Source organism: Sphingobacterium sp. BS-2 (assembly GCF_046161205.1).
GTDB lineage: Bacteria > Bacteroidota > Bacteroidia > Sphingobacteriales > Sphingobacteriaceae > Sphingobacterium > Sphingobacterium mizutaii.
In genome coordinates, this window is record NZ_JBIXGO010000010.1 from 252,550 (window position 1) to 275,150 (window position 22,601).

14 protein-coding genes are annotated in these 22,601 nt (G+C 36.6%); 2 read left to right on the forward strand and 12 right to left on the reverse strand.

Annotated elements, in window-relative coordinates; all coding sequences use genetic code 11:
- Positions 1–128 precede the first annotated feature (128 nt).
- The 12 genes from ggpS to ACK2WI_RS04275 form a co-directional block, all read right to left on the reverse strand.
- The gene (gene ggpS / locus ACK2WI_RS04220) at positions 129–2,405 is read right to left on the reverse strand and encodes a glucosylglycerol-phosphate synthase (RefSeq protein WP_409149894.1); all 2,277 of its coding nucleotides are present in this window, start codon (positions 2,403–2,405) and stop codon (positions 129–131) included.
- A complete protein-coding gene (locus ACK2WI_RS04225; RefSeq protein ID WP_093095691.1) occupies positions 2,402–3,391 on the reverse strand; it encodes an NAD(P)H-dependent glycerol-3-phosphate dehydrogenase in 990 nt (329 codons plus the stop codon). Before ACK2WI_RS04225 ends, ggpS begins: the two co-directional genes overlap by 4 nt.
- Positions 3,392–3,690: 299 nt before the next feature.
- Positions 3,691–3,846 (reverse strand): hypothetical protein, encoded by a 156-nt coding sequence (locus ACK2WI_RS04230; RefSeq protein WP_185216965.1) that lies wholly within the window; start codon positions 3,844–3,846, stop codon positions 3,691–3,693.
- 1,366 nt (positions 3,847–5,212) lie between these two features.
- Positions 5,213–5,752, reverse strand: a complete 540-nt coding sequence (locus ACK2WI_RS04235; RefSeq protein WP_185211787.1) for a ferritin-like domain-containing protein — start codon at positions 5,750–5,752, stop codon at positions 5,213–5,215.
- Between the two features lie 1,352 nt (positions 5,753–7,104).
- Positions 7,105–7,296, reverse strand: coding sequence for a cold-shock protein (locus tag ACK2WI_RS04240; protein ID WP_185211786.1), 192 nt, complete (start codon positions 7,294–7,296; stop codon positions 7,105–7,107).
- Positions 7,297–7,570: 274 nt separating this feature from the next.
- Positions 7,571–8,632: a fatty acid desaturase family protein gene (locus tag ACK2WI_RS04245; RefSeq protein WP_409149895.1), complete on the reverse strand. Its 1,062-nt coding sequence runs from the start codon at positions 8,630–8,632 to the stop codon at positions 7,571–7,573.
- Positions 8,633–9,061: 429 nt separating this feature from the next.
- On the reverse strand, positions 9,062–9,217 hold the full coding sequence (locus tag ACK2WI_RS04250; protein ID WP_409149896.1) for a hypothetical protein: 156 nt from the start codon (positions 9,215–9,217) through the stop codon (positions 9,062–9,064).
- Between the two features lie 836 nt (positions 9,218–10,053).
- Positions 10,054–11,811, reverse strand: a complete 1,758-nt coding sequence (locus tag ACK2WI_RS04255; RefSeq protein ID WP_185211784.1) for a RagB/SusD family nutrient uptake outer membrane protein — start codon at positions 11,809–11,811, stop codon at positions 10,054–10,056.
- Positions 11,812–11,821: 10 nt separating this feature from the next.
- On the reverse strand, positions 11,822–14,992 hold the full coding sequence (locus ACK2WI_RS04260; RefSeq protein ID WP_409149897.1) for a SusC/RagA family TonB-linked outer membrane protein: 3,171 nt from the start codon (positions 14,990–14,992) through the stop codon (positions 11,822–11,824).
- Positions 14,993–15,100: 108 nt separating this feature from the next.
- Positions 15,101–16,249, reverse strand: coding sequence for an Sb-PDE family phosphodiesterase (locus ACK2WI_RS04265; RefSeq protein ID WP_409149898.1), 1,149 nt, complete (start codon positions 16,247–16,249; stop codon positions 15,101–15,103).
- 1,969 nt (positions 16,250–18,218) lie between these two features.
- Complete coding sequence (locus ACK2WI_RS04270; RefSeq protein ID WP_313258357.1) at positions 18,219–18,413, reverse strand: hypothetical protein; 195 nt, start codon at positions 18,411–18,413, stop codon at positions 18,219–18,221.
- 79 nt (positions 18,414–18,492) lie between these two features.
- On the reverse strand, positions 18,493–19,392 hold the full coding sequence (locus ACK2WI_RS04275; RefSeq protein WP_409149899.1) for an AraC family transcriptional regulator: 900 nt from the start codon (positions 19,390–19,392) through the stop codon (positions 18,493–18,495).
- 184 nt (positions 19,393–19,576) lie between these two features.
- Between ACK2WI_RS04275 and ACK2WI_RS04280 the strand changes: the two genes are divergently transcribed.
- On the forward strand, positions 19,577–20,641 hold the full coding sequence (locus tag ACK2WI_RS04280; protein ID WP_409149900.1) for a flavin monoamine oxidase family protein: 1,065 nt from the start codon (positions 19,577–19,579) through the stop codon (positions 20,639–20,641).
- A gap of 453 nt (positions 20,642–21,094) precedes the next feature.
- On the forward strand, positions 21,095–21,691 hold the full coding sequence (locus tag ACK2WI_RS04285; RefSeq protein WP_093095673.1) for a hypothetical protein: 597 nt from the start codon (positions 21,095–21,097) through the stop codon (positions 21,689–21,691).
- Positions 21,692–22,601: the final 910 nt, after the last annotated feature.

Consider the following 22,601-nt stretch of genomic DNA (forward strand, 5'->3'; position numbering starts at 1 on the left):
TGCAAATCAACCATTTTTCAAAAAACAGTACCTATTCTTCTTACACCAATGAAAAGTTAACAATAGGAGCATTCGCAATTGCACCATCATTAATTGCTCGATTTCCCTTATTACATTTTCAAATTGATCTACATTCTTTTGTTTTGATCCTTTACTTGGTTAGTGTAATTGCTCGTTTCAAGTTCCCTGACAAAATCCTCTCCCCAGTAATGAACATCATAATGTTTAATTTGTTGTAAGGACCTCTTGATCCGCAAAAGGGCTTCCTCTTCCGGCATGGTAAGGGCTTGGTGTAAGGACTCGATCATGCTTCGGCGATCATAGGGATTTGTTGGGACACAATATGGGAGTTCGACAGACGCACCAGCAAATTCAGAAAGTACCAGAACTCCCGATTGGTTCAAGATCCCCTGCGTTGCGACAAATTCCTTGGAAACAAGGTTTAGACCATCTCGCAAAGGTGTTATCCAAGCCACATCTGCCAGAGCATATTGGACAAGGACTTCTTCGAATGGAAGCGCTTGGAAGAAATATTGAATTGGAGTCCAGTCCAGAGTAGCGTACCTACCATTGATTTCTCCCACAGCCTGATTGACCTGATCCCTGATCTTGTCATAGATGCGCATGCCTTTCGATGGTGGGGTACAGACGTTTATCAGTTCGACCTTTCCCCGAAATTCGGGATATTCCTTCAGAAACTCCCCGAATGCCAATATCTTTTCCAAAGGTCCCTTCACATAATCCATCCGCTCAATTGACACAATTCGTTTCATATCTTTATTTTCTGCCTCCGCTCTGTATTTTTCGATCCGCTGCGCAATCCCTTCCTTAGTTATCAAGCGCTCAATCAACTCATAATTAACTCCAACCGGTTGTGCACCTAATCGAATAGTTCGTCCATCAACAGAGATTATTTTGGTCATCTCTTCAACACCCAACGCCATACTATAGGTAAGAAACTGCTTGGAAACATTCACCGATCTCATCCGCTTAAAAGGAGTGTGACTGCGCAGGACATCAATAAAATTCTCCACATACCTGGGGATATGGAAACTGATAAAATCACACATTAACAAGCTCCCTATGATCTCCCTTCGCCATGGAATTGTATTGAAAATATCTGCTGCGGGGAAAGCAGTGTGGTGAAAAAAACCAATTTTAAGATCTGGACGCATCATTTTTAGGAATGAAGGGACCATCCAAAGATTATACTCGTGAATCCATACCAATGCTTCAGGTTCGGCTTCTTTCGCTATCCGCTGGGCGAAAAGCTTATTTATTTTTAAATAATGAGCCCAGTCCAGGTGATTAAATTTAGCCTTATCGACAAAAGAAAAAATTGTTGGCCAAAATGCTTCCTTGGAAAACACCCTATAGAATTTATCAATGTCTTTCTGGGAAAGTGAGATAGCTGAGACATCAAGGTTAGGGTATTTATCGATATCAACCTTTTGCCTTACATCCTGATTTCCTTCCCCAAGATCCACTTCCTCACCAATCCAAATGCCGGGTCTCCCCTTTTCAAAGAGTCCTAATAAAGAAGGAATTATTCCATTGGGGCTTTGCGGGGGAACATTTTTCATGCTCCCTTCAACCATGATCCTTTCGAAAGGCAGTCGATGGTAAACCATTACCAACTGGCGATCTTTGGAAGATTGCCGAAGCAGGGGTTCTTCAATGAAATTATCAACGAAGGGGGCAAAAGATTCGATTTTTTCCATACATTCAAGAATCCCCCCAGCTCCCGGAAGACGTGCCTGATATACATTCAACAGATCTTCAGTAGCATCAAGAAGTGCGGTTTCAGACTCCCCAACAGCAACACCTAAAAATCCAGTATGGAACATGGAGAGGTCGTTCAATGTATCACCCGCAACCAAAACCTTGTTTTCTGGCACACCCAAATGAGCCACCAATTTTTTCAGTGAACTCCCTTTATTGACGCCTTTAGGAAGAATATCCAAATATTTTCCCAAGGATGTGACCACATCACAATTTCTCCCTTCAGCAATAGCGCGAACCTTAACTAAATCCGTACTTGCATCGTAATAATATGAGCAGCGTCGCTGCTGGGGGACTCTTTGATATACCAAACCGGGAATCTCTGAAAAATCCCCCTGAAGTTCATATACCGAAGGCCAATTACTTTCGATTTCATGTTGAATGGAGTCTATCGTAGTGAGTGTAGCACCCTCGCAAATAGTAGCCCCCACATCGGCAATTATAAAATGTGGTGTTGGGATCGTTGGATCGTTCAACAAAGGGATAACAGATTCCAATCCTCGCCCCGTAACGAAGACCAATTGAATATCCCTATTTCCCTTGATAATCTGATAGAGTTTTAGGCGATCTTCCATTGACCCCCCTAAAAATGTTCCATCCAAGTCAGTCGCTAATAGCATCATTTTAATTTCCCTTCCAATTCCTTAAATTTTGATCTTACGGAATGGTTTCCGTATAATATTTCATAAATAGATTCAAGGATGGGTAAACCCAATCCCTGTTCTTTCGCATAGCAAAAAAGCCCTTTAGTTGCCCAGTAGCCCTCAGCTACCATCCCTAATTTATCCATTGCTCCTTCTGCCGAATGCCCTTGGGCAACAAATTCTCCAAAACGACGATTTCGGCTGTTGTTCGAGTATGCCGTCACCAGCAAATCTCCAGCATATGAAGAATTCAAGATCTCTCTTTGCGCATCCCTTTCAGTCCCTAGGATACATTGCATTTCGAAAAGAGCATTGCTAACGAGAACAGCCAGGAAATTATCGCCATAACCTAAACCTTTGGCCATACCGCTAGCTATACCTAATACGTTTTTATAGATAGAACCATAACCAACTCCAATTGGATCAATGTTGCTGCGCACTTTAACATAAGGTCTTTTAAACAAAACAGCTAACTTATCAGCCGTATCTGGGTTTGAGCAGGATAAGGTCAGGTAAGTTTGTTTGTTTTCTGCAATTTCTTCTGAATGGCAAGGTCCCGCAATGGTCACGATATGGGACTCTGGTAATTTCAAAGTTTGGCTCAGAAAACTGCTGGGGACTTCACAATTAGCTCCAACAGTACCTTTCATTGCGGCTAGTACAATCTTGTTTTCAAAAAGTGAACAATCTAGGTCATAACAGACCTGCTTAAGGGTGGCACTTGGAACGGCAAAAATGATAATCCTTGATTGAGCAACCACATGCCGCAGGTTTCCACTGGGAAAAACAAATATAGGATTGAGTTGAACTTGCGGAAGGTAACTAGGATTGTTTCCATTTTCCTTGACATGGTTTACCTGTTCTTTCCTTCGCAGGTACCAATATGTTGGGATCTTGTTTTCGGTTAATATTTTTACTAAAGCAGTAGCCCAACTTCCACCACCAACAACACTTATTTCAATCAAACTTTGGGGATTAATTTGCAGAATATTGGCTTAGAATTCTGCAGTTAAATAATTAATGAGCAACAAATGTATGAAATAATAAACTAATAAGCAATTTTTTTGGCAAAATACTGGGATTACATAGTTATTTATACCCAATTTAAGTTAATTGGAGGAGTTAAAAATGATACTTACTGCCCTAATTAGTTGAGGCTTCAAAATAAGCGTTTAAAATTCAATCCCAACTGAATTGCTTAAACTTCCTCATAACTTCAACTGGATACCTTTCTAGTTTGGACAAGCTTTTTCCTTGACCGTTCTTACCTGGATAAGATCACCCCCAATTGGAACATCCTTCTGGCATTATGCTTCGCCTTCATGGAATTGATGGACTTTTCAATGAAACTCAAGCTATTCGGTCTGATGCCCTGACCTTTGAGTTCAGCTGAGATTTCCCCCTGATTCATACTTTGCATAAGGAATTCTATTATTTTATATTGGATTTCCATTATTCCATATAGATAGAACAAGTGCTGCTATTATAGATATGATAAAAAAAATCCGGAGTAGACTTACTCCGGATACGCTTAACAAATTTATTGGCCGTGAGGTTGCCACTATAGTATTTTGGAGTTCCTAAATATATAAAAAAACAAACTCTTCCAGCCACTCGAGGCGTTTTTTTTGCCAATTGACCTCACAATGTAGATACGTCTTAATTCAATCAATCGATCATTTTTTACATCCAGGGTTTTCAAATGACTTCATCTTCTCCATCCACGAGAATAACCCACTGAACAAAATTCAGGGAACTAAAGATTCCGTTTGCAATATAGATATCTGTTCATATTGACCAGTTCTGCTCAGAATTAAATTATTTATATAAATATCAGTTTATTGGGATTTTATCAACACTCCCAACTCCTTACTGATGGTACCATCAGCATGGACCTCCCCTTTTAATCTTTACCCGAACAAGGGAGTGAACCGCCTTCGGATATCTTCACAATTCTTAGCGTTGAATTTCTCGATCAGAGAAAGAATATTAAAAACCAAATCGAAACTGGGTAAGAAGGAAAGATTACCAAAAAAAGCCCACGGTTTGAATCTTTTCGATCATAACCATATATAGCATAGTTTAGAGAACCAAATCCGATAGTTCATTTTCTCGCCAACTTACTCCATTGCCCGTAGAGTAGATTATTCGGTTATGTTATTTCTGGGATTTCCGGATCAGTGCAAAAAACATTTGTGAAATTTCAATTTTTTCTCACTTGTTCCTATATTTGACCCTAAAGCGTTTGAACTCTAACTAACGGGCCCAATGGATAGTAGCTATTGGGCTTTTTTGTGAAGAATATTTTCATTAACTTTACTAGTCAATCATAGAGAGTTTATTCAATAATTCCCAATGGATAGGGTGAATCCATTGGGTTTTTATTTAAATCCTTAGATTTAATTCTATAGTAATTGCTCCAATTTGCTTTTCTAGCAAGAAGTCTTTGTCTTAGTCACAGTTGTCCTTATCATTCTCCATAATAACTATGGAAAAATATGAAATGCAATTTTAAAGAATTTTAAAGGATGTAGGGGTAATGATGGTTTTAGCCAAATATTCCTGTGATAATTCATATTTGGATAATTTTAGGTTCCGGAGATGTTTTTACCATTAGATAATTTCAAAGAAGGTTTATCAGTTATTGAAATTAACTAAAGTTTATATAAAGAATAGGAAAAAGCAATCACTTCTTAGTGAATCTAATTTTTTAAGCAGGGATGATAAATAAAAAATGCCAATCTTTCTTGATTGGCATTTTGTTAAGCACTCTAATACTATATTCTTTATTCGGCTTTGGAATTTAAGTTGGTATCGGCAATAGAGGTTAATTTTTCATCACAGGATTTTTCCTCCTTTAGGGTTGCCAAAAGCAGTTTTAACGCATCCTTATGCTGAAGGACCTTTGCGAAAGCTGCCAATGTTCCGTAAGTAGCGATTTCGTAATGCTCAACCTTCTGCGAAGCGGCAATTATTCCTGCATCACGGACAGCACCAGGCTCAGTTTCTTCCATTATGCCTTTTCCCTCTTCTAACAATCCTGCCATCGCATCACATTTCTCTGCTTTAGCTTTAACCCCGATTGACTTAAATACTTCTTCAAGCCTACTAACATGTTCCTTGGTTTCTTCCAAATGTGAAGAAATGGCAGTTTTTAGTTTTTGCGAGGTTGCATTTTTCTCCATTTTAGGTAACGCCTTTACCAATTGCTTTTCGGCCCAGTAAATATCTTTTAGACCGTCTTCAAATAGATCCTTTAAATCTTTAGCAGCATTACTTTTTGCTTTAATTTTAGTTTCTGTACTTGCTGATTTTGTTGTTGCCATAATGAAAATTTTTAGATTGTTTTAAATAAGAACAACCCTTATTTATAATAGTTCAATTTTTTATCAAATCAGATGAAGGTTGATATAATTCTATGCCATCGAGAGCAAAACCAAACCCATTACCCATCAAAAAATTTCATGTTTTATAGAAAGTGCTCTGACGTTGTGAATTATCGCCGGAAATCTTAAGCTAAGAGAAATTTATATTCTAAAATAAGAACTTACCCAGAAAACATTTCGGGGAGTATATTTTTTGGATTAGCCATACCTATTACCTTTTATTTTTCATTGAGCCGCTCATCTGTCCATTTAAGAAAATCCTCTAAAACTATTACTGGGACCTCATCGGCAATAGCTTCACGATATTCATCCAAATTTCACCCTACAAGAATGGGGAACACGTTCAAAAGGATTTGATAACTCTTTAATACCAATAATCATAATAATTTCCTGGTCATAATTTGAATGTTCTTAGTTTTTTACCTAAATCGGTAATAGGGATCAAATAACACTATGTTACCCTAACGTTAAAACCATTAAATTAGACCATGCATGGCTGGTTTTGTTGATCATGGCACGCGTACTTTGTATTAAAAGATCAAATCTGTTATTCTCTTTTGATTGCTTTTTGGATATATTGAAGATCAAGTCCTAAAATTATTGGATCATCTTCAAGTATAACATGCACATATTCTTTAGCTTCTTCTTTGAATCTAGTTTTTACAATCCAAAATGCAGACACTCGCAAACACCCTGACATCTAATTTTGAAAGAATGTACATTATCTATATAAATTGACCTATTTACAAAGGCAGTGTTTAGATTTATTTTGGTTTATTAAATTTTTCTTTTAATGTGTCACAAATAACTTAATTGTTTGTTTATCATACATGAAGAAGGTTTCTATAGAGCCCCTAATTGCAACCGCAAATAGGTTTTTGGAATAGGGCCTTGAATTGAATAAAATACCATAGTTTGGAATAAATTGTCTGATCTAATTGGAGAGATATATATTTTGGGTGCATTTCCAAGTTTGTTAAGGACCCGTTCCTAAAATACCTGCATTTCTAAAGCGGGATTCATTTATTACAAGAATGCAGAAGAGTTGCTGTCAGTCCACCTAAACTCTCACCACTTTATGTATTTAAGAGCGCATACCACCTAATAAAAGTATTTTTTTCACTTTATGAGTGAATCATTTTTGTCACATGATCCTGTCACTACTTAGCCATAATGGAACGCTGGGATATATTTTTTGATAGGGTGACAAATTGGGATCTCTACATAATGAACAAAAAAAAATGGCCTTAACCTAAGTCAAAGCCAAACAATTATTAACAAATGGAGTACTTTTAAATTACGCGAACATTTGTGGCGTTCATTCCTTTCTGTCCGCGTTCAACATCAAAAATAACATCGTCATTTTCTCTAATGTTTTCCCTTAAGCCCGTACTGTGTACGAAAAGGTCCTGTCCGCCATCATTTGGTGAAATAAATCCAAAACCCTTGGTGTTGTTGAAAAACTTTACTTTTCCTTCCTGCATTGTAATAAAAATTAATTAAAAAATCTGTTGGGCCAGTGGCCGTTCCTTTTGAAACCTAACGTTTCAATAATCATTCTGTTGACAAGAAAAGGATGTTTGTTAAAGGAGGTTGAAGGAGTCCAATCTCAAATAGTTTCTGCATCGTTTTAGATGGTAACAAATTAGCAGCTGAAAATGCGAAACTAAAAAAGATAGATTAACTGATCGGTTTCAGAAAGCGTAGGCAGAGCCTGATTATAATCAAAGGTAACAAAAATTAATTATAATCCTAATTTTATTTTCTCATTGATTTAATAACCTTAAAATGCGAGTTAAATGCCGCCCAAAATGTTGGGTATTCATTGTATATCATCCCATACTCCATACATGTTGCTTTGACGATCCTGTTCAGTTCAGGATAATGGATATGGCTTACTTTCGGGAAAAGGTGATGCTCTACCTGGAAATTGAGCCCGCCCAACAACCATGTCAGGAATGTACTGTCTGTTGCAAAGTTCGAAGTCGACTGGAGCTGGTGCACCATCCACTCGTCCTCCACCCTGTGGTTTTCAATGGTCTTGAAATCGGTAATTGACACGACATGGGCAAGTTGGAAGACCGTAGCCAAACATATCCCACATACCATACTTGCAACCAATAATCCTACGAGGGTAGGTATAAAACCCACAAAGATGATAGGTACGATAATAAAAACAACTAGGTGGAGTAACTTGCTGACCCAGAAAATTACCTTTTCCTTCTTGGGGATCAGAATTTTTGAAGAATGGAGACTTAACCTTTGTCTAAGGAACTTTTCATAATCCTGAAAAAAGATCCAAGCAAGATAAGAAATCGAATAGAGCAGAATAAAATAGAGATGCTGAAACCGATGGTGCTTCCTTATGGGCTGGTCATGATGGATGCGCATGAATTTGATCTCGATATCATGGTCCTCGCCATCTATATTGGTATAGGTGTGATGGGCAATGTTGTGCTTCAGCTTCCAAAGGTAAATATTGCCTCCCAAAAGGTTCAGGGTGTAAGACAGTATGGAATTAATATGCTTGTTTTCCGAAAAGGTATTATGTCCTGCATCATGCATGATGTTAAATCCGATTGCGGCCAGATTTACACCCAATAACATGCAAAGAATGATTCCTATCAACCAATGTGGCTGGATAAATATTAATGTTATATATATCACTACTAAAGTGGAAAGGAGCACAATCGCTTTAATCGTCAATTTTCGATTGCCGGTTTTTTTCAATTTATTTTGGATGAAGTAATCGTTGATTTTATACTTAAGTATATTGGAGAAGGAAGTTTTTCCTTTTGAGAATTTTATTTTGGTATTCATACTGTTGCGCTATACTATCTAGCTCCTGATTTTTTAACTAAAATATAAAAGTACCAATAATATAATTTAATTCTATCAAAAATAATTAAAATTTATTTACCAAAATATAAGAAATCAGGAACAAGTTTCAGGCTTGAGATAATTTCATGAACTCATTAAAAAGGATGAATTAGTAAATAGTTTTCCGTGGCAATTGTTTGTCCTAAAAACTTTACTTAAAAAGGATGGAAAAGTTTAAGACGCAGTTACTGAAAAATAATTATGTTTCTTGCGAAAATATGCACACTCGATTGAAATGCATATTCAAGAGAAGTCATTTAGACACACCCATGTTTCCATATTCCCCAGGAACTAATAAATAACAGAAAGAAACTTGGCTGAAACCAAAATTGAGTTATAAGAGTATATTTTGAACGTCACGGAAGTTATCTATAGTTTCTTTATTACATTCTTTAATTGGCTATGGTTATCCTTTAGGACTTCTTCAACATATTTAATGGCCAATTCCAATGACTTATGATCTCTTATCCATTCAGCGTGTGTCAGCACGAATTTTTCAATGTCCAATTTCAAGAGCTTTTCCATAAAATTTGCTTTTTTTTACTGGACAACTGGTAGGATGAATAGGTTCTGTTTAATTTCAAAAAACCTTATCAAGCTGCAGTCCTCCCAATTGGAATTCTAGGGAATTTTTAATCTGTTCTAAGGAGCCCTTTTATTAAAATTAATGGAAAACCAAATAATTGACGGATAAAGGTCTTAAGGTATATTTGATTTTTTAATTCATAATCTATATAATTATAATTCCTGGTCTTTTTTAAAACCATTATTAAAGACATTTGTTACTGACAGAGAGATATAAACATATGAAAATTATGTTTTTGTTTAATTAGGCTCCCCAGATCGTCAAGGTTTTGGGGATTTTTTTGTATATTGGATAATCATCTTTTAGCATGATGATTATCGTTTAGAGCCTCAATTGTATTTCAGCATTCGATTGGGGCTTTTTTTTCCGAAAAAACACCTGATTGGAAGGGTTTAAGGGCTAAATTAATTTATCTTCACCACATGATTCTTGAATTTTTGATTTTGTTAAGGAAACTTTCCCATAGTGCCATGGAATCCCTTTGACAATTAGGGAAACACTGATCCTTTCCCTTATCTCATAATAGTTTTTTTAGGGCTTTGTCCAAAGCAAGTTTCATCCCAATTATTACCAATGCTACCATTAAATCACATAAAAGGTATTATGTTTGACAAAGATTTCAAGTTGTAATGCGTGAAAGTTAAAACTCACTTTATCCTAATGTATATTAACGATATCAAAAATGCACTTCTATGGATTACCATGGCCTTAATTAAATTAAATCGTCCTTAGAAAATCTAAGGACGATTTAATTTCAATTGTACAGTTAGGTGGATTACCATCCGGGATTTTGGCCAAGATCCGGATTTACAACTAAATCCGCATTTGATATTGGCTTCAAATATTTTTTATCATCAAACCTCCGATTCTCGTCTGCTCGCCAGATAATATGCCCTTTGGTTCCTTCAGTCAATTTCGCCGCTTTTCCATCAACAACAAAATAGGACACTCCTTGTTTTGGACTTGATGGTGTTTTGGTCACAAAGGATACATCAGGCGTTCCATTGCCATCTAGATCCATTTCTTGATCCATTCCCGGTACATAAATACCTTTCCATGGCATCTCCAATAAGGTTCCTTTTTTCCAACGCATCAGGTCATCATAACGTAAACCCTCATAAACCAATTCAATCCCTCTTTCTCTACGGACCTCCAACAAGTATTTATCAGAAATTTCCGGAAAATAAACCTGTTGCAAATAACGATCAACATCAGCAGGTGGTTTTGAACTGATTCCCGCACGCGCCCGCAACGCTCCAATGGTCTCATTCCACAGGGCAGCATCACCCGATAATTTACCCAATTCTGCTGATGCTTCCGCATAATTCAGTAAGATCTCCGCATATCGCATCATCGTAATGGAATTGTACCCCTCCGTTACACCATCTAATCGCTTGTCATCCAAACTGAATTTCATAATATGGTAACCCGTAAAGGTATACCCAAAATTCGCCGGTGCTGCAGATCCATCTGAACGTTTATAACCCAATCCGCGAACCGTCTGTGATAATCGTGGATCGCGATTCTTCATCTCATCTACGAATAATAGCTCGTCATATCCTACTTGATCTGTAAAACGGCTTCCATCCACATTCAAATAGGTGTTGACAAATTGTTTGTTCAATCCCCATCTCGCACCAAATGTCGCTGAATTAAATTTCCAGGTAATTTCATGCCATCTCTTTAAAGCATTGTTATAAACATTGGACCACATGACCTCTCCTGAAACGGGATTCTCACTCGTAAATAGGGTTCGGTAATCCTTGCTTGGATTGCCGGTACTGTATAAGGTATATTGCTTTGAATCCACAAGCTCCTTGGAAGCATTCAAGGACTCTGTCAACCATTTTTCTGCCGTATTGGTCAACTTGATCTCTGGATGATATTTGCGATAGGTCCCTTCGAATAAACAAATCCTGGATTTCATCCCCAAGGCTACCCATTTTGTCATCATGGAAGAGGTATTGTCTTTCTTATCACGAATATTGGTTACCGCATAATTCAAATCCGCAAGAACAGAATCCATTACCGCATGTCTGGGATCGCGACCCTTATATAATAACTCTTTATCTTCTGTTGCCAATGGCTTTGAATACCAAGGCACATCCCCATAGTCTTTGACCATATCAAAATAAAACATGGCTCTGAACAACCGGGCAACCCCTGAATAATGCTTCCTTGCTTCTTCTGGAATGGATGGGTTATCGTATTTACTTAAGAAATAATTGATATTCCGAAGTTTCGTCCAACTCCATGCCCCTTGATCAACAGCTGAGAAATTTCCCGAGATAAATTTCGGAGAATTATTCTTGGAGGTATATTCACCCATTTCATCCGCTTGCACAATGGATAAACCAGATGGGATAAATTGTTGATAGAAGGAATTTGCATAAAGCTGTAAATCAGCCTCTGTTGTGAAATAAGTGTTTGGAACTAATTTATCAAATGGCTCACGGTCCAAGAAATCCTTGCTACATGAAGTAAATGCCAGCGCAGCCAATCCTAATATACTATATTTAATTTTTGAGTTCATGATGGTAGAATTAGAATGTTACGTTAAGACCAAAAGTTGTTGTTTTTAATTGTGGATAGGCGTATCCCTCCCCTGAACCATTGGTTAATTCACCAATTGGCTTCTCTATAACTTCTGGGTCAAAATTCTCGGTATGTTTAAACAATCCTGAGAAAGTGAATAAGTTTTGCGCACTTGCAAAGACTTGTACATTGGCTAACTTAGTTTTCTGCAGCCATTTTTGTGGCACATTATAGTCAATGGTCAATGATTTTAATCGTAAATAAGAAGCATCTTGTAAATAACGGGTTTGCGGTGCTCCCAATGAACGGTCAGTACCCAAGGCGGTATAACCTCTATATCTAGGGAAATAAGCATCTGGATTTTCTTCTGACCACATATCCTCCATCATTTTGGTTGGCTGATATCCATAGGGTCTATTGTAAGGACCCCAGAACAATCCAGCTTCTGGTGAGAAATAATAATCACGCTTTGCAATCCCTTGGAAAAATGCCGATAATCCTATCCCATTCCATTTTCCGGATAAGGTAAACCCAAATTGGTAGCGTGCTGAATTATTACCAATAATGCGACGGTCTCCAGGATTATCTACTGTATTATCGCCTGAGTTTATGACACCATCAACTTCTCCGTTTTGATTTGGTAAGTCTGCAAATTTCAAATCTCCAGGTAACCAAACATTGTTGTTCGAGTTACGGATAAAACTTTGATCCGCATGGTTGGCAACATCTTCTTCTGAAGTAAAGAAACCTAAGGTTTCATAACCCCAAATCTCACCAATCTCCTGACCTACATAATAGTTGTTCAATAATTTTTTTGGATTGTTGAAGCGAGTAATATGGGATCTGCTATCCCATAAAGATCCATTGATTCCCCAGTTAAAAGGCTTTCCGGCCAATTCAAATTGATTATTGTAATTCACCGTCAATTCCCATCCTTTTGTCGATAAGTCCGCAAAGTTTCCATAAGGAACAGCGGCACCAAAAACATTTGGCAATGGCTCACCCACGGTAAACATATCGTAGGTCATCCGGTTATACCAATCGAAGGTAAAGTTCAAGGCATTATCGAAGAACCCTAAATCTGCACCCACGTTAAACGTTGTGGATCTCTCCCAGGTTAAACCGGATGGAATAACTCCTGGAATGGAGGTATAACTTGGTTGAACACCTCCTAGGATTACTCCGGTTTTGGCCACCGACATCTGTTCTAGATAACGGTATGGTGCTACGTTTCCATTTCCTAATGAACCATAGGAAGCTCTGAACTTCAAATTACTAACCAATGGTTTTGCATCTTGGAAAAACGATTCATTGGAAACAACCCATCCCGCTGAAACCGAAGGAAAGAATCCAAATCGTTGGTCCTCAGGAAATTTCGAGGATCCATCATAACGACCGTTCAACTCAATCAGGTATTTACTATCGTAAGCGTAATTGAAACGGTAGAATAAACCTAAATATGCCCATTCATTACCACCTCCTGTAATATTAAAATTCAAGCCATCCATTAAGTTGAAATCCGGTTTGTTAGGTAAAATAATACCATCACGTTGTGAATTCAACTTTTTCAAGGTTTGAGTTTCTACGTTGTAACCTAATAAGGCATTGATATCATGCTTATCTGCAAATTTCTTGGTATAGTTTGCCGTTAAGTTCCCCGCAAGGTATTTTTTACGCTCGCCCAATTGTCTCAATAAGCTTCGACCAAAACGATCTATTACTCCCGGTGAATTACTATAGTTGATATAATTATTGGTTCTTTGCTCATCTTCCCAAGTTCTGGAATAGGTGAAATCTCCTTTTAGCGTCAGTCCGCTTACCGGTTTGATAATCACTCCTGCGGTATTTCTCAATACAGTATTATTCAGGTCTGAAGCATTGTTCCCTTCAATAAAGGATGCTATTCCGGTATATGCCGCTGAATGGGTATAGGTTCCATCAGGATTATAAATTACCGCCATGGGATATCCTTGGTGCTCAAACTGCCTCCAGATATTGCCATCACCATCTGCAAACATCGGATAGTGATAATCATAACTGCTGATTTCTGTATTGTTCTGGAAGGTCAACCAATCTGTAACTTTGACATCTCCTTTTCCACGGATATTGTACTTGTTAAACTTGTCTGGATTAAAATTGAACAAACCTCCTTGGTGAAAATATCGGCCAGATAGGAAATATGATGCTTTTTCTCCTCCTCCGGATACGCTCATCGCCTGTTCGGTACTTGGCATATTTTCTCTATACACCATATTGTACCAATCGGTATTTCCAAAATACTCATAACGATTCGTCGCCTTATTGAAAACAACTTCCTCGCCTCCTGGATTCTCGGAATGCTGTTTCAAAGCTTCCAAATACTCCAATGAGAATGGATAAATGTTATTTACGGAAATTGGAGTTGATTTATAATCATACCAGGCATTAAAAGCTTCATTAAAATTCTTGGCCCATTCATAACCATTGGTCACCAATTTTGGTTCTACCACTCGGTTATTCATCGAGAAGTTAGAGTTTAAGGTTACTGTTGCTTTTCCGGCTTTCGGGTTTTTCGTGGTAATCAAGACCACCCCAAAAGCTGCTCTGGATCCATAAATTGCTGCCGATGAAGCATCTTTTAAAACCGTTACACTTTCGATATCATTCGGGTTGATCATATTGGGGTCTCCTTCAACCCCATCAATCAACACCAAAGCACTACCCCCAGCACCAATCGAGGTTGATCCACGCACATTGAAAGTTGCTCCGCGCGTCGGACTTCCATCCACCATCTTTAGGTTTAAGTTGGGAAGTGCTCCTTGCAACATCCTACTTAAACTTGCCGCAGGACGGTTTTCAAGGACCTCTGAGGTTACCTGTGAAACGGCCCCGGTCAAATTGATCTTCTTTTGGGTTCCGTACCCGACAACTACGATCTCTTCAAGATCGTTCTTGTTGTCCAGCTGTATAACCACATTGTTCAAATCACCAGAAACCTGTTGGGTTTTGGTGGTAAACCCGACAAATGAGACAACCAAAGTCACATTGGATTTACTACTTTCCAAGGTAAATTGACCATTCTTATCCGTCGCTGTAGCACGATTGCTGCCTTGAATTGCAACCGTCGCGCTTTCAATTGGATTTCCACTCCCATCAACTACCCTCCCCGAAATAGTTTGCTGAAAATCAACTGAATTCATTAACTCAGTCCTCAATTTTGAAGCCGAGCTTTGGATTGGTAAGGACAAAACAGTCCCCGCCAATAGAAATATTGGTATGTAAGATTTCATAAAATTAGAATTCGCTTTTTACTTTAAATTGATGTCAAATTGTAAATGCTTATCGCTCCGAATAAATGTTGATATTATTTCATAGGTTAAATTCGATTGCCCTGCTTCGGCAGTCAAGATTTGAGTGGATTCTGGATATAAAACCAATCTCTTGGTGCCAGTCCCTCCTTTTAATTCCAACTCAAAATATAGATCACTGTTGTTCTTAACTTCGTAATATTTGGTTCTTACCTTGGTTTTTGCATTGGTTTTCTCATGGTAGGCTGGAGAAACTGAAATCGATGCTTTTACTAGATCTCTAACATTTTCTTCCTTTCCAAACAGGTAATTACTTGACCAGACTACCGTCCTACCAGCTTCCAATGCTTCGCGGATTCCGGCAGCTGTACGATCTTTCGCCATGACCAGTGTCATCGTTCTATGCACCCCCTGTTTCTCGATGTTATAATCATGAGCAATCAGGTTATGGATATCCGTATTTCCAATAATGGTTAAATTACGGTCCAAAGCCCAATCCAATGATTTCTTATGAAAACCTAAGCCATTCACCACCTCAATTCCATGCAGCTTTTTCTCCTGATACATCTTTTCTACAAAATCAATCCATTCATAGGATCCAGGAATTGCTGTAGCTTTCCATCCAGGGTGATTCCAGAAAATAAATGCTTTTTGGGCGTAAGCCTTGTCGATTGCTTCCTGATCTAAATTGGAATTGTTATCTGATACCAAGTCGTCTGCATCTTGAATAAACAAAGCGTTAAAATGTCCTGGAGGCGTTTGTCTTGTCACTTCCGTTCCTTTGACCAAAACAATATTATTCTCCTTAGCCAGTTCAACAGCTAAGTCATGCGAACGATTGTGGTCTACCTTTACATCCGCACTGTGGGGGTTATATTCCATATGCTCGGTATATGAAATAGCATCCAACCCTTCACGCCAGGCTTCTTGAATTCTCACATTTGGCCATACATGACCATCGGTAAATACCGTATGCATGTGAAAATCACATTTCAATACTTGATAGCCATTGACATCGGGAATAGTTAGATTTTGCCGTTTTACTGGATATGCGAATTCTGTTAAACGCATAATGCCATCATCAGTCTGTGCTTGTAATAAGCTAACCGAAAAAAAGAAGATTCCAATTAAGGATAATTTCATTTTCATAGTACACACTATTAGGTTGATTTATAACGGCAAAAGTAATTAAGGTTTATTAATACAATATTAAGAACATGTTTACGATTGATTAATAAAAAAAGATTTTTTAAACAAAAAAGTGAATTTTTAAAGCATTTAATCAATAAATAAAAATAAAACTTAATTGTTTTTTATTTACAATCATAAATTGAATTTAACTATTACCGATAAATCGAAATAATCAGCATTAAGGAAGAAAAAGAATTAGGACATTTTTCCGTACAGATAAATTATATCGGTTAGAATTTTAGGAGGAGTTAAATATGGTTTTTAATAAATACCAATCCATAGGGATTTATTAACCCAAATAAAAGAAAGATACTCTTTCCAATATTTTATATCAATATAGCTTGGTAAAAGCAAGCCAACTCCTTGAAAATATCTATTTAATTATGCTATTTTTTTTTGTAGTATTGAGATAGTTCAAAATAGGTTGAATCCACAACTACCGTTGTGTCATATTCAAGAAAATACTAAACATATTTCCGAGAGTTATGTTCAAGAGTTCATTGGTATCTTCAATATAGTCTGGAGTGGTGATTTTCCTAACGGATTTATGCAGTACATTCAAATTTTCAAATTTATAAGCTTTAAAAAATACTTTAAATAATTATTTAACTGAGCTAAAGCAAATATTATTTCACAACGAGGGGATATTTTTAAAAATTTATTCTAAAAAAAGAGTATTTTATCCGATATTGTTCAGGATTTGTTAAACCGAATAACTTTAAGATATACAGTAATTTAACCAACATCGATTAATTGATACTGTAATAGCTATAATACTTATATAATGGGATGTATTAATGACGTTAAAGTAACTTGGTTTGAAAAATAATTAAATTTTGCGTTAAATATAGATTGTGGAACCATCTTACTGGAAAAAGATAATTGAGGAATTAAAAACTTCCTACAAGAAATTTGAAAGGGTTTATATTGATGAAATTGAAGAGGAGGATTATAAAGATCCGCTCACATCAATCATATTTGATTTTTTCAAAATATCCTTTACGGTTATGTTGATGATTCTAGCATTTTTATTGTCATAGGAAGGAATAAAGCATGAGTACCAAACCAACTATTGATTTCTTAACCAGGGTTAAGGAAATGTTAAAAAAGATTAAGGAAACACTGTTAAAAGAGGGTGCTAATTTAGAGCCAGAAAGTAGGTTTATTAGAAGATTATTTTACCTTTTTGAAATAGTTACCATTTTTGCGATGTTTTCTTGCTTTTTTCTTCTATTTAAATGTAGTATTTAGAGCTGAATATGATTGATTATCATAAATATGATATTTTATCAATGAGTAATTGGAAATCCTAAAATTGCTAACAATTTAAAGCACATTTGATTGCAAATAAAATCCCCCATTATTGAAATGCTAAAAATCACTGTTTGATTCCACCAGTTAACGCCAAATACTTGGTACCTTTCTCTAAAACTTACTGCATACAATGATAGTTCCTTTTACGTTTTAAAAAAGATATTCAAAATTAACTTCAAGATAAAAACACAAAGTCTTCAGGCTTATTGGAAAAAGTGAATTGGTTAACATAAAAAAGTGACAACCTTTATTCAAGATTAAAAATCCGATAGTAAAAAATAACGGTTGGTCCCTGGCCATCCGCCCAGAAACATTTTTATCTACTCCTCGCCTACTTGGATTAATGCCTAGCTCCGTGAAGATAACACATATAGTTTTTTGAAATGGAAAATTTCCCAGCAATTCAGCCTTGTTTGCCGAACTCAAAAATCAACATTTCATTTTAATTGTCTTCATCATTATATACTTTATGAATAATCAACAATCGAAAGGGCCTGAAGGACCATTCCTTCCAGTACTAAATATTAAGATACACTATAAATCTTAATGTTCGGCTTGCCCTTTATGTATGGTTTCAGGGAGGTAACCACATTTTTTTTAAAAAGGTTGCTCATCAGGTATTCCTGTCTTCTACACACTCAAAACCGTGCAACAGCAGCACATCGTCGATATGGTATAATAGTTCTTTCGACAGAGCACCTTTTATTGTCTCTAGAAAGGGATGTTTATACAGGCAATAAACTGCCGCTGCACCCGCTAAATCCATACCGACAATCGTAAGTGTAATCTCTAAATATGCCGTTGCCATAGGTGTAAAATTTTGGTTAACAAAAGTCTTTGATTTACAACTTTTAAACAATGAGCAAATAGAAAAACAAATGGTAATTTTAAGAAATGGACTTTCTAAAATCTTTCGGTGAAACACCTGTATATTTTTTAAAATATTTTACAAAATAAGAGGCATCTTCAAAGCCTAAACGGTAAGCCACCTGATTGACATTGGAGTTGGAATACAATAATAGACGCTGAGCTTCCAAAATAATTCGCTCCTGAACCATTTGGGAAGGAGTTTTATGGAGCTGTTGGTGGGTGAGGTCGGACAGACTCCTCGAAGAGATATGCAATGAACTGGCATACTCGGCAATGGTATATCCTTTTTTATAGTTTTCGTCTATCAGATTGATGAACCTCATAAGCACCAATCTTTTGTCGTTGAAAGTTGGAGACCAGACCTCAGAGCCCTGTTCAAAAATGTTCTTCTTGCGCTGTACCTGAATAAGGAATGATTTGAGGTAGCTGCCCAAAATCAATTCCTTGCCAAATGTTTCTTCATTGTTCAATTCATCCTTTATCTGTGAAACATACCTATCCAAGGTATCGACCATCCCCGTACTGACGTTTAAAGAGGATTGATGGAGGGAATTATTAAATAAATTGAAATGCAGGAAAAAATCTAATGGGCTTTGTTCCTGTAACAGGAATAACCGGTTAAAATGAAATAGCACACCTTCATAATCGTAATTTTCATCAAAGTAATGCACCTGATTGGGTCCAACGAAAAAAATCGAATTATCAAAAACATCGTAGGTCTTGAAATCGACATAATGTTTCCCTTTTCCTTTTTTAAACCATATGACCTGATAAAAGCTGTGAATGTGCGGTCTTACTACTTGGCATTGATTTTCCATTAAATGTGCCTTCAGATCATATAAAGCAAACTGTGGACATTCAGGCTTGTGCCTATTTAGATGATATTCATTGATTATGTTCGACTTTTCTTTTGCCATAGACACTCAACTGAGAACACTGTACCTTTTTGCTAATTTAAAAATTTGGTGTATACTCCAAATCCACCAGTATATAGATTCGCTTTTTTTTCCTATATGTTCCATTATTTTTCCGATTTGTCCACTGATATCAAAGGGATAAAAATGGAAATTTGAAGGTTAAAATCAAAAACGGTTCCATAAGATGAATGAAAAGCAACGTATTGTTATCATAGGAGGTGGATTGAGTGGGTTAACTTTGGCTTACCTGCTAACAAAAAGGAATATAGATTTCATTATTTTGGAAGCATCTTCCAGACTTGGCGGAAGGATACAGACCGTCACAGGAACCTTACGGACTCCTTTGGAATTGGGCGCAACCTGGTTCTCCGACATGCATTCGAATCTTCTGTTTTTAATAAATGAATTGGGACTCCGAAAATACCCACAGTTCTCAAAAGGTTTAACATTGTTTCAGACCAAATCGTTTGAACCACCACAGAAATTCTATATCCCCGAGGCTGAAAAACCATCTTACCGTTTAACCGGGGGCACGCAAATGTTGATCGATACTTTGGAAGCTAAGCTACCCCAAGACCGTATTTTTTTGAATTGTAAGATCAGATCGATAAAACAAACAGAGGAAGGTATGATGCTTGAAAATGATATGGGCAAAGAAATAGAGGCTGACAAAGTCATCCTGTGCATTCCTCCACAGTTAGTATCTAATATAATGTTTTCACCATTGTTACCTGAAGAACTCACGGCCCTTCTTCCCAACGTACAAACCTGGATGGCAGGATCAATAAAGTTCACATTGGAATATGACCAACCTTTTTGGCGGAGCCAGGGTTATTCAGGAATGATGTACAGCCATGCAGGTATCATTACTGAAATGTACGACCATACCAATTTTGAAGAGGATAGATTTGGCTTTACGGGTTTTCTAAACACAGGGGCTTCAGCTTACATGCCCAAAGTGAGAAAAGGGCTTGTTTTACAACAATTAGGCGAATTGATTGGGAAAAAGGCACTCACCCCAACTGCTTATTTTGATAAGGTCTGGTCAGATGAATTTATATTGACTGGTAATCTGACAATCCAACGTCCGCATCAAGATAACGGGCATCCGCTGTTACATCACAGTTATATGAAGGGTAATTTGTACCTCGCAGCAAGTGAAACGGCAACCCAATATCCCGGTTATATGGAGGGGGCGGTTATTGCGGCTCGATCAGTATCCGAAAAACTGATTGAATTTATAACCTAGCGATTTTTGATCATTAATTAAAATATCTATTCAAAGTTTCAGTGGAACGTTTGATAGGGAACTCTTTTCAGTAACCAACCAAATTACACCATTAAATTTAATGTGAATCCGCACAGCAAAGTTTTATAGAAAATAATATCCTTATCAAAAAATGTCTTGGTTCATTAATTGGTGGTTATTTCAAGTATCGTCGTCCGAAAATCATATCGTTTTATTTTTATTTGAAGAAATCTGGTCATGAAAGAAAAAAAATCCTAAATGTTTTATGTATTGAAAGAATTTATCCTAGGGATGAATAATGTTACAGCAGAAATGTTGTTCGCCAGCCAACAAACATTCTGCTATTTTTTGCTTTAAGTAGCAATTAAACAAAAATATAACCAAAGAATTATACAGTCATACTTGCCTTTAACCAAATTACTATATATTTGCGAACCATACTTAAATCATCATATGAAACTTCTATTAGTTCATTTATTTATTCTATATCCCTTTGTGGTTTTGGGCCAATCCGAAACCTCAAACATTATTATGAAAACGGAGTACGGATCAAAGAATAAAGAATTGAGAGAACTCTTGCGTTTTGAAAATATTGACCATTATAATGTGGTATTCTCTGGGAAAGAGCTAAAGGGAAGAAATTTTTCCTTGATTTCAAAAACATATTTGGATGGTGTTAACACAAATATAGATACGATCGTGAACTCTAAGCAGACCGGAGATCCGAGGATCGCCTCTGATAGTCTCAGTTTTTCAGTTACCGGAAAGAAGATGGAGGGAAGGCTTAAGGTATTTTTTAAATTCCAAGGCCAAGGAAATGAAAGGTATTTTGAGGCTATTCAGTCTGATGATTATTCTATGCGTGACATTGGCGTGGATTGGAAAATAAAAGTAGGTGATCCATTCCCTGCTTTTGCATATATTTTACCCTATGAAAGAAATGGCCAAAAGATGTACTGTGAAGTGGATAAACACGGAAAAGATATAAACTCATGGGGAGCAAAATTTGGTATTAAGCATTATATAATCTTTGAGATTAAATTTGATTAAAATTTCTAAAAAGTATAACCTCATTAGCAAGATCTAGCAAGCTACAGAATTCAATAATGTTTATTTCGCAATTCATCAGTATTACCACTGAACTGAATTCTTACTTACATAAGGAATAACATGTGAAATTTAACGATATAAAACATCTCCTCAACCCAAGGTCTTGTTTTCCTGTTCATATGCTTAGATTTTATGAGTAAACCTTTTCAGTTCGATTTTGAACTCTATTTAGACCGTGGTGGCAGTGGTAATTTTACAAATCGCTTCAATCAATACTTTTCTCTTTTAAACCTGATGGACACGCAAAGAATGGTCCTAATCCCTATTCATTTCCAATCTCCTTCAAATGATTGATCTATTAGACCTTAACCAATGATAAGCGATTGTAGAAAGATCAATCAAAGGAAAATAGTATGCCAAACATAATAAAATTTGAACTTTTTTCATACATAGTACAGAAACTTTAGTCTTTAAATTTCTTTAATACAATTTATACATTCGAATATGAATAAAGTTATTGATGGATCATGGCCGTGGATGATTCCAGATTTCAAAAACTTAATAATATTCACATATTATAATAGTTTCACTTTGATAAAAAAATAAGTAAAAACTTATTTATATTTAAATGTTCATAAAGTAACATTGTTCAAATATTAAAAGCCCTGATTTGAATTTTCAGGGCTTTTACTTATATTTAAGTTCTCTTTGTACAACCATTAAAGGAAAATCAAAAAAAACCTGACGGATTAGCCTCATGTTAGGTTTTTTTATTTTCCGATCTAAATTACCAAAAATGATTCCACTGTTTCATTTTAAAACTTATATTAAACGGATGTGGGAATAAATGGTTTTGTATTTTTCAAGGATTTGCTTATCCGACCGCGATCAATACACTGTATTATTAAAT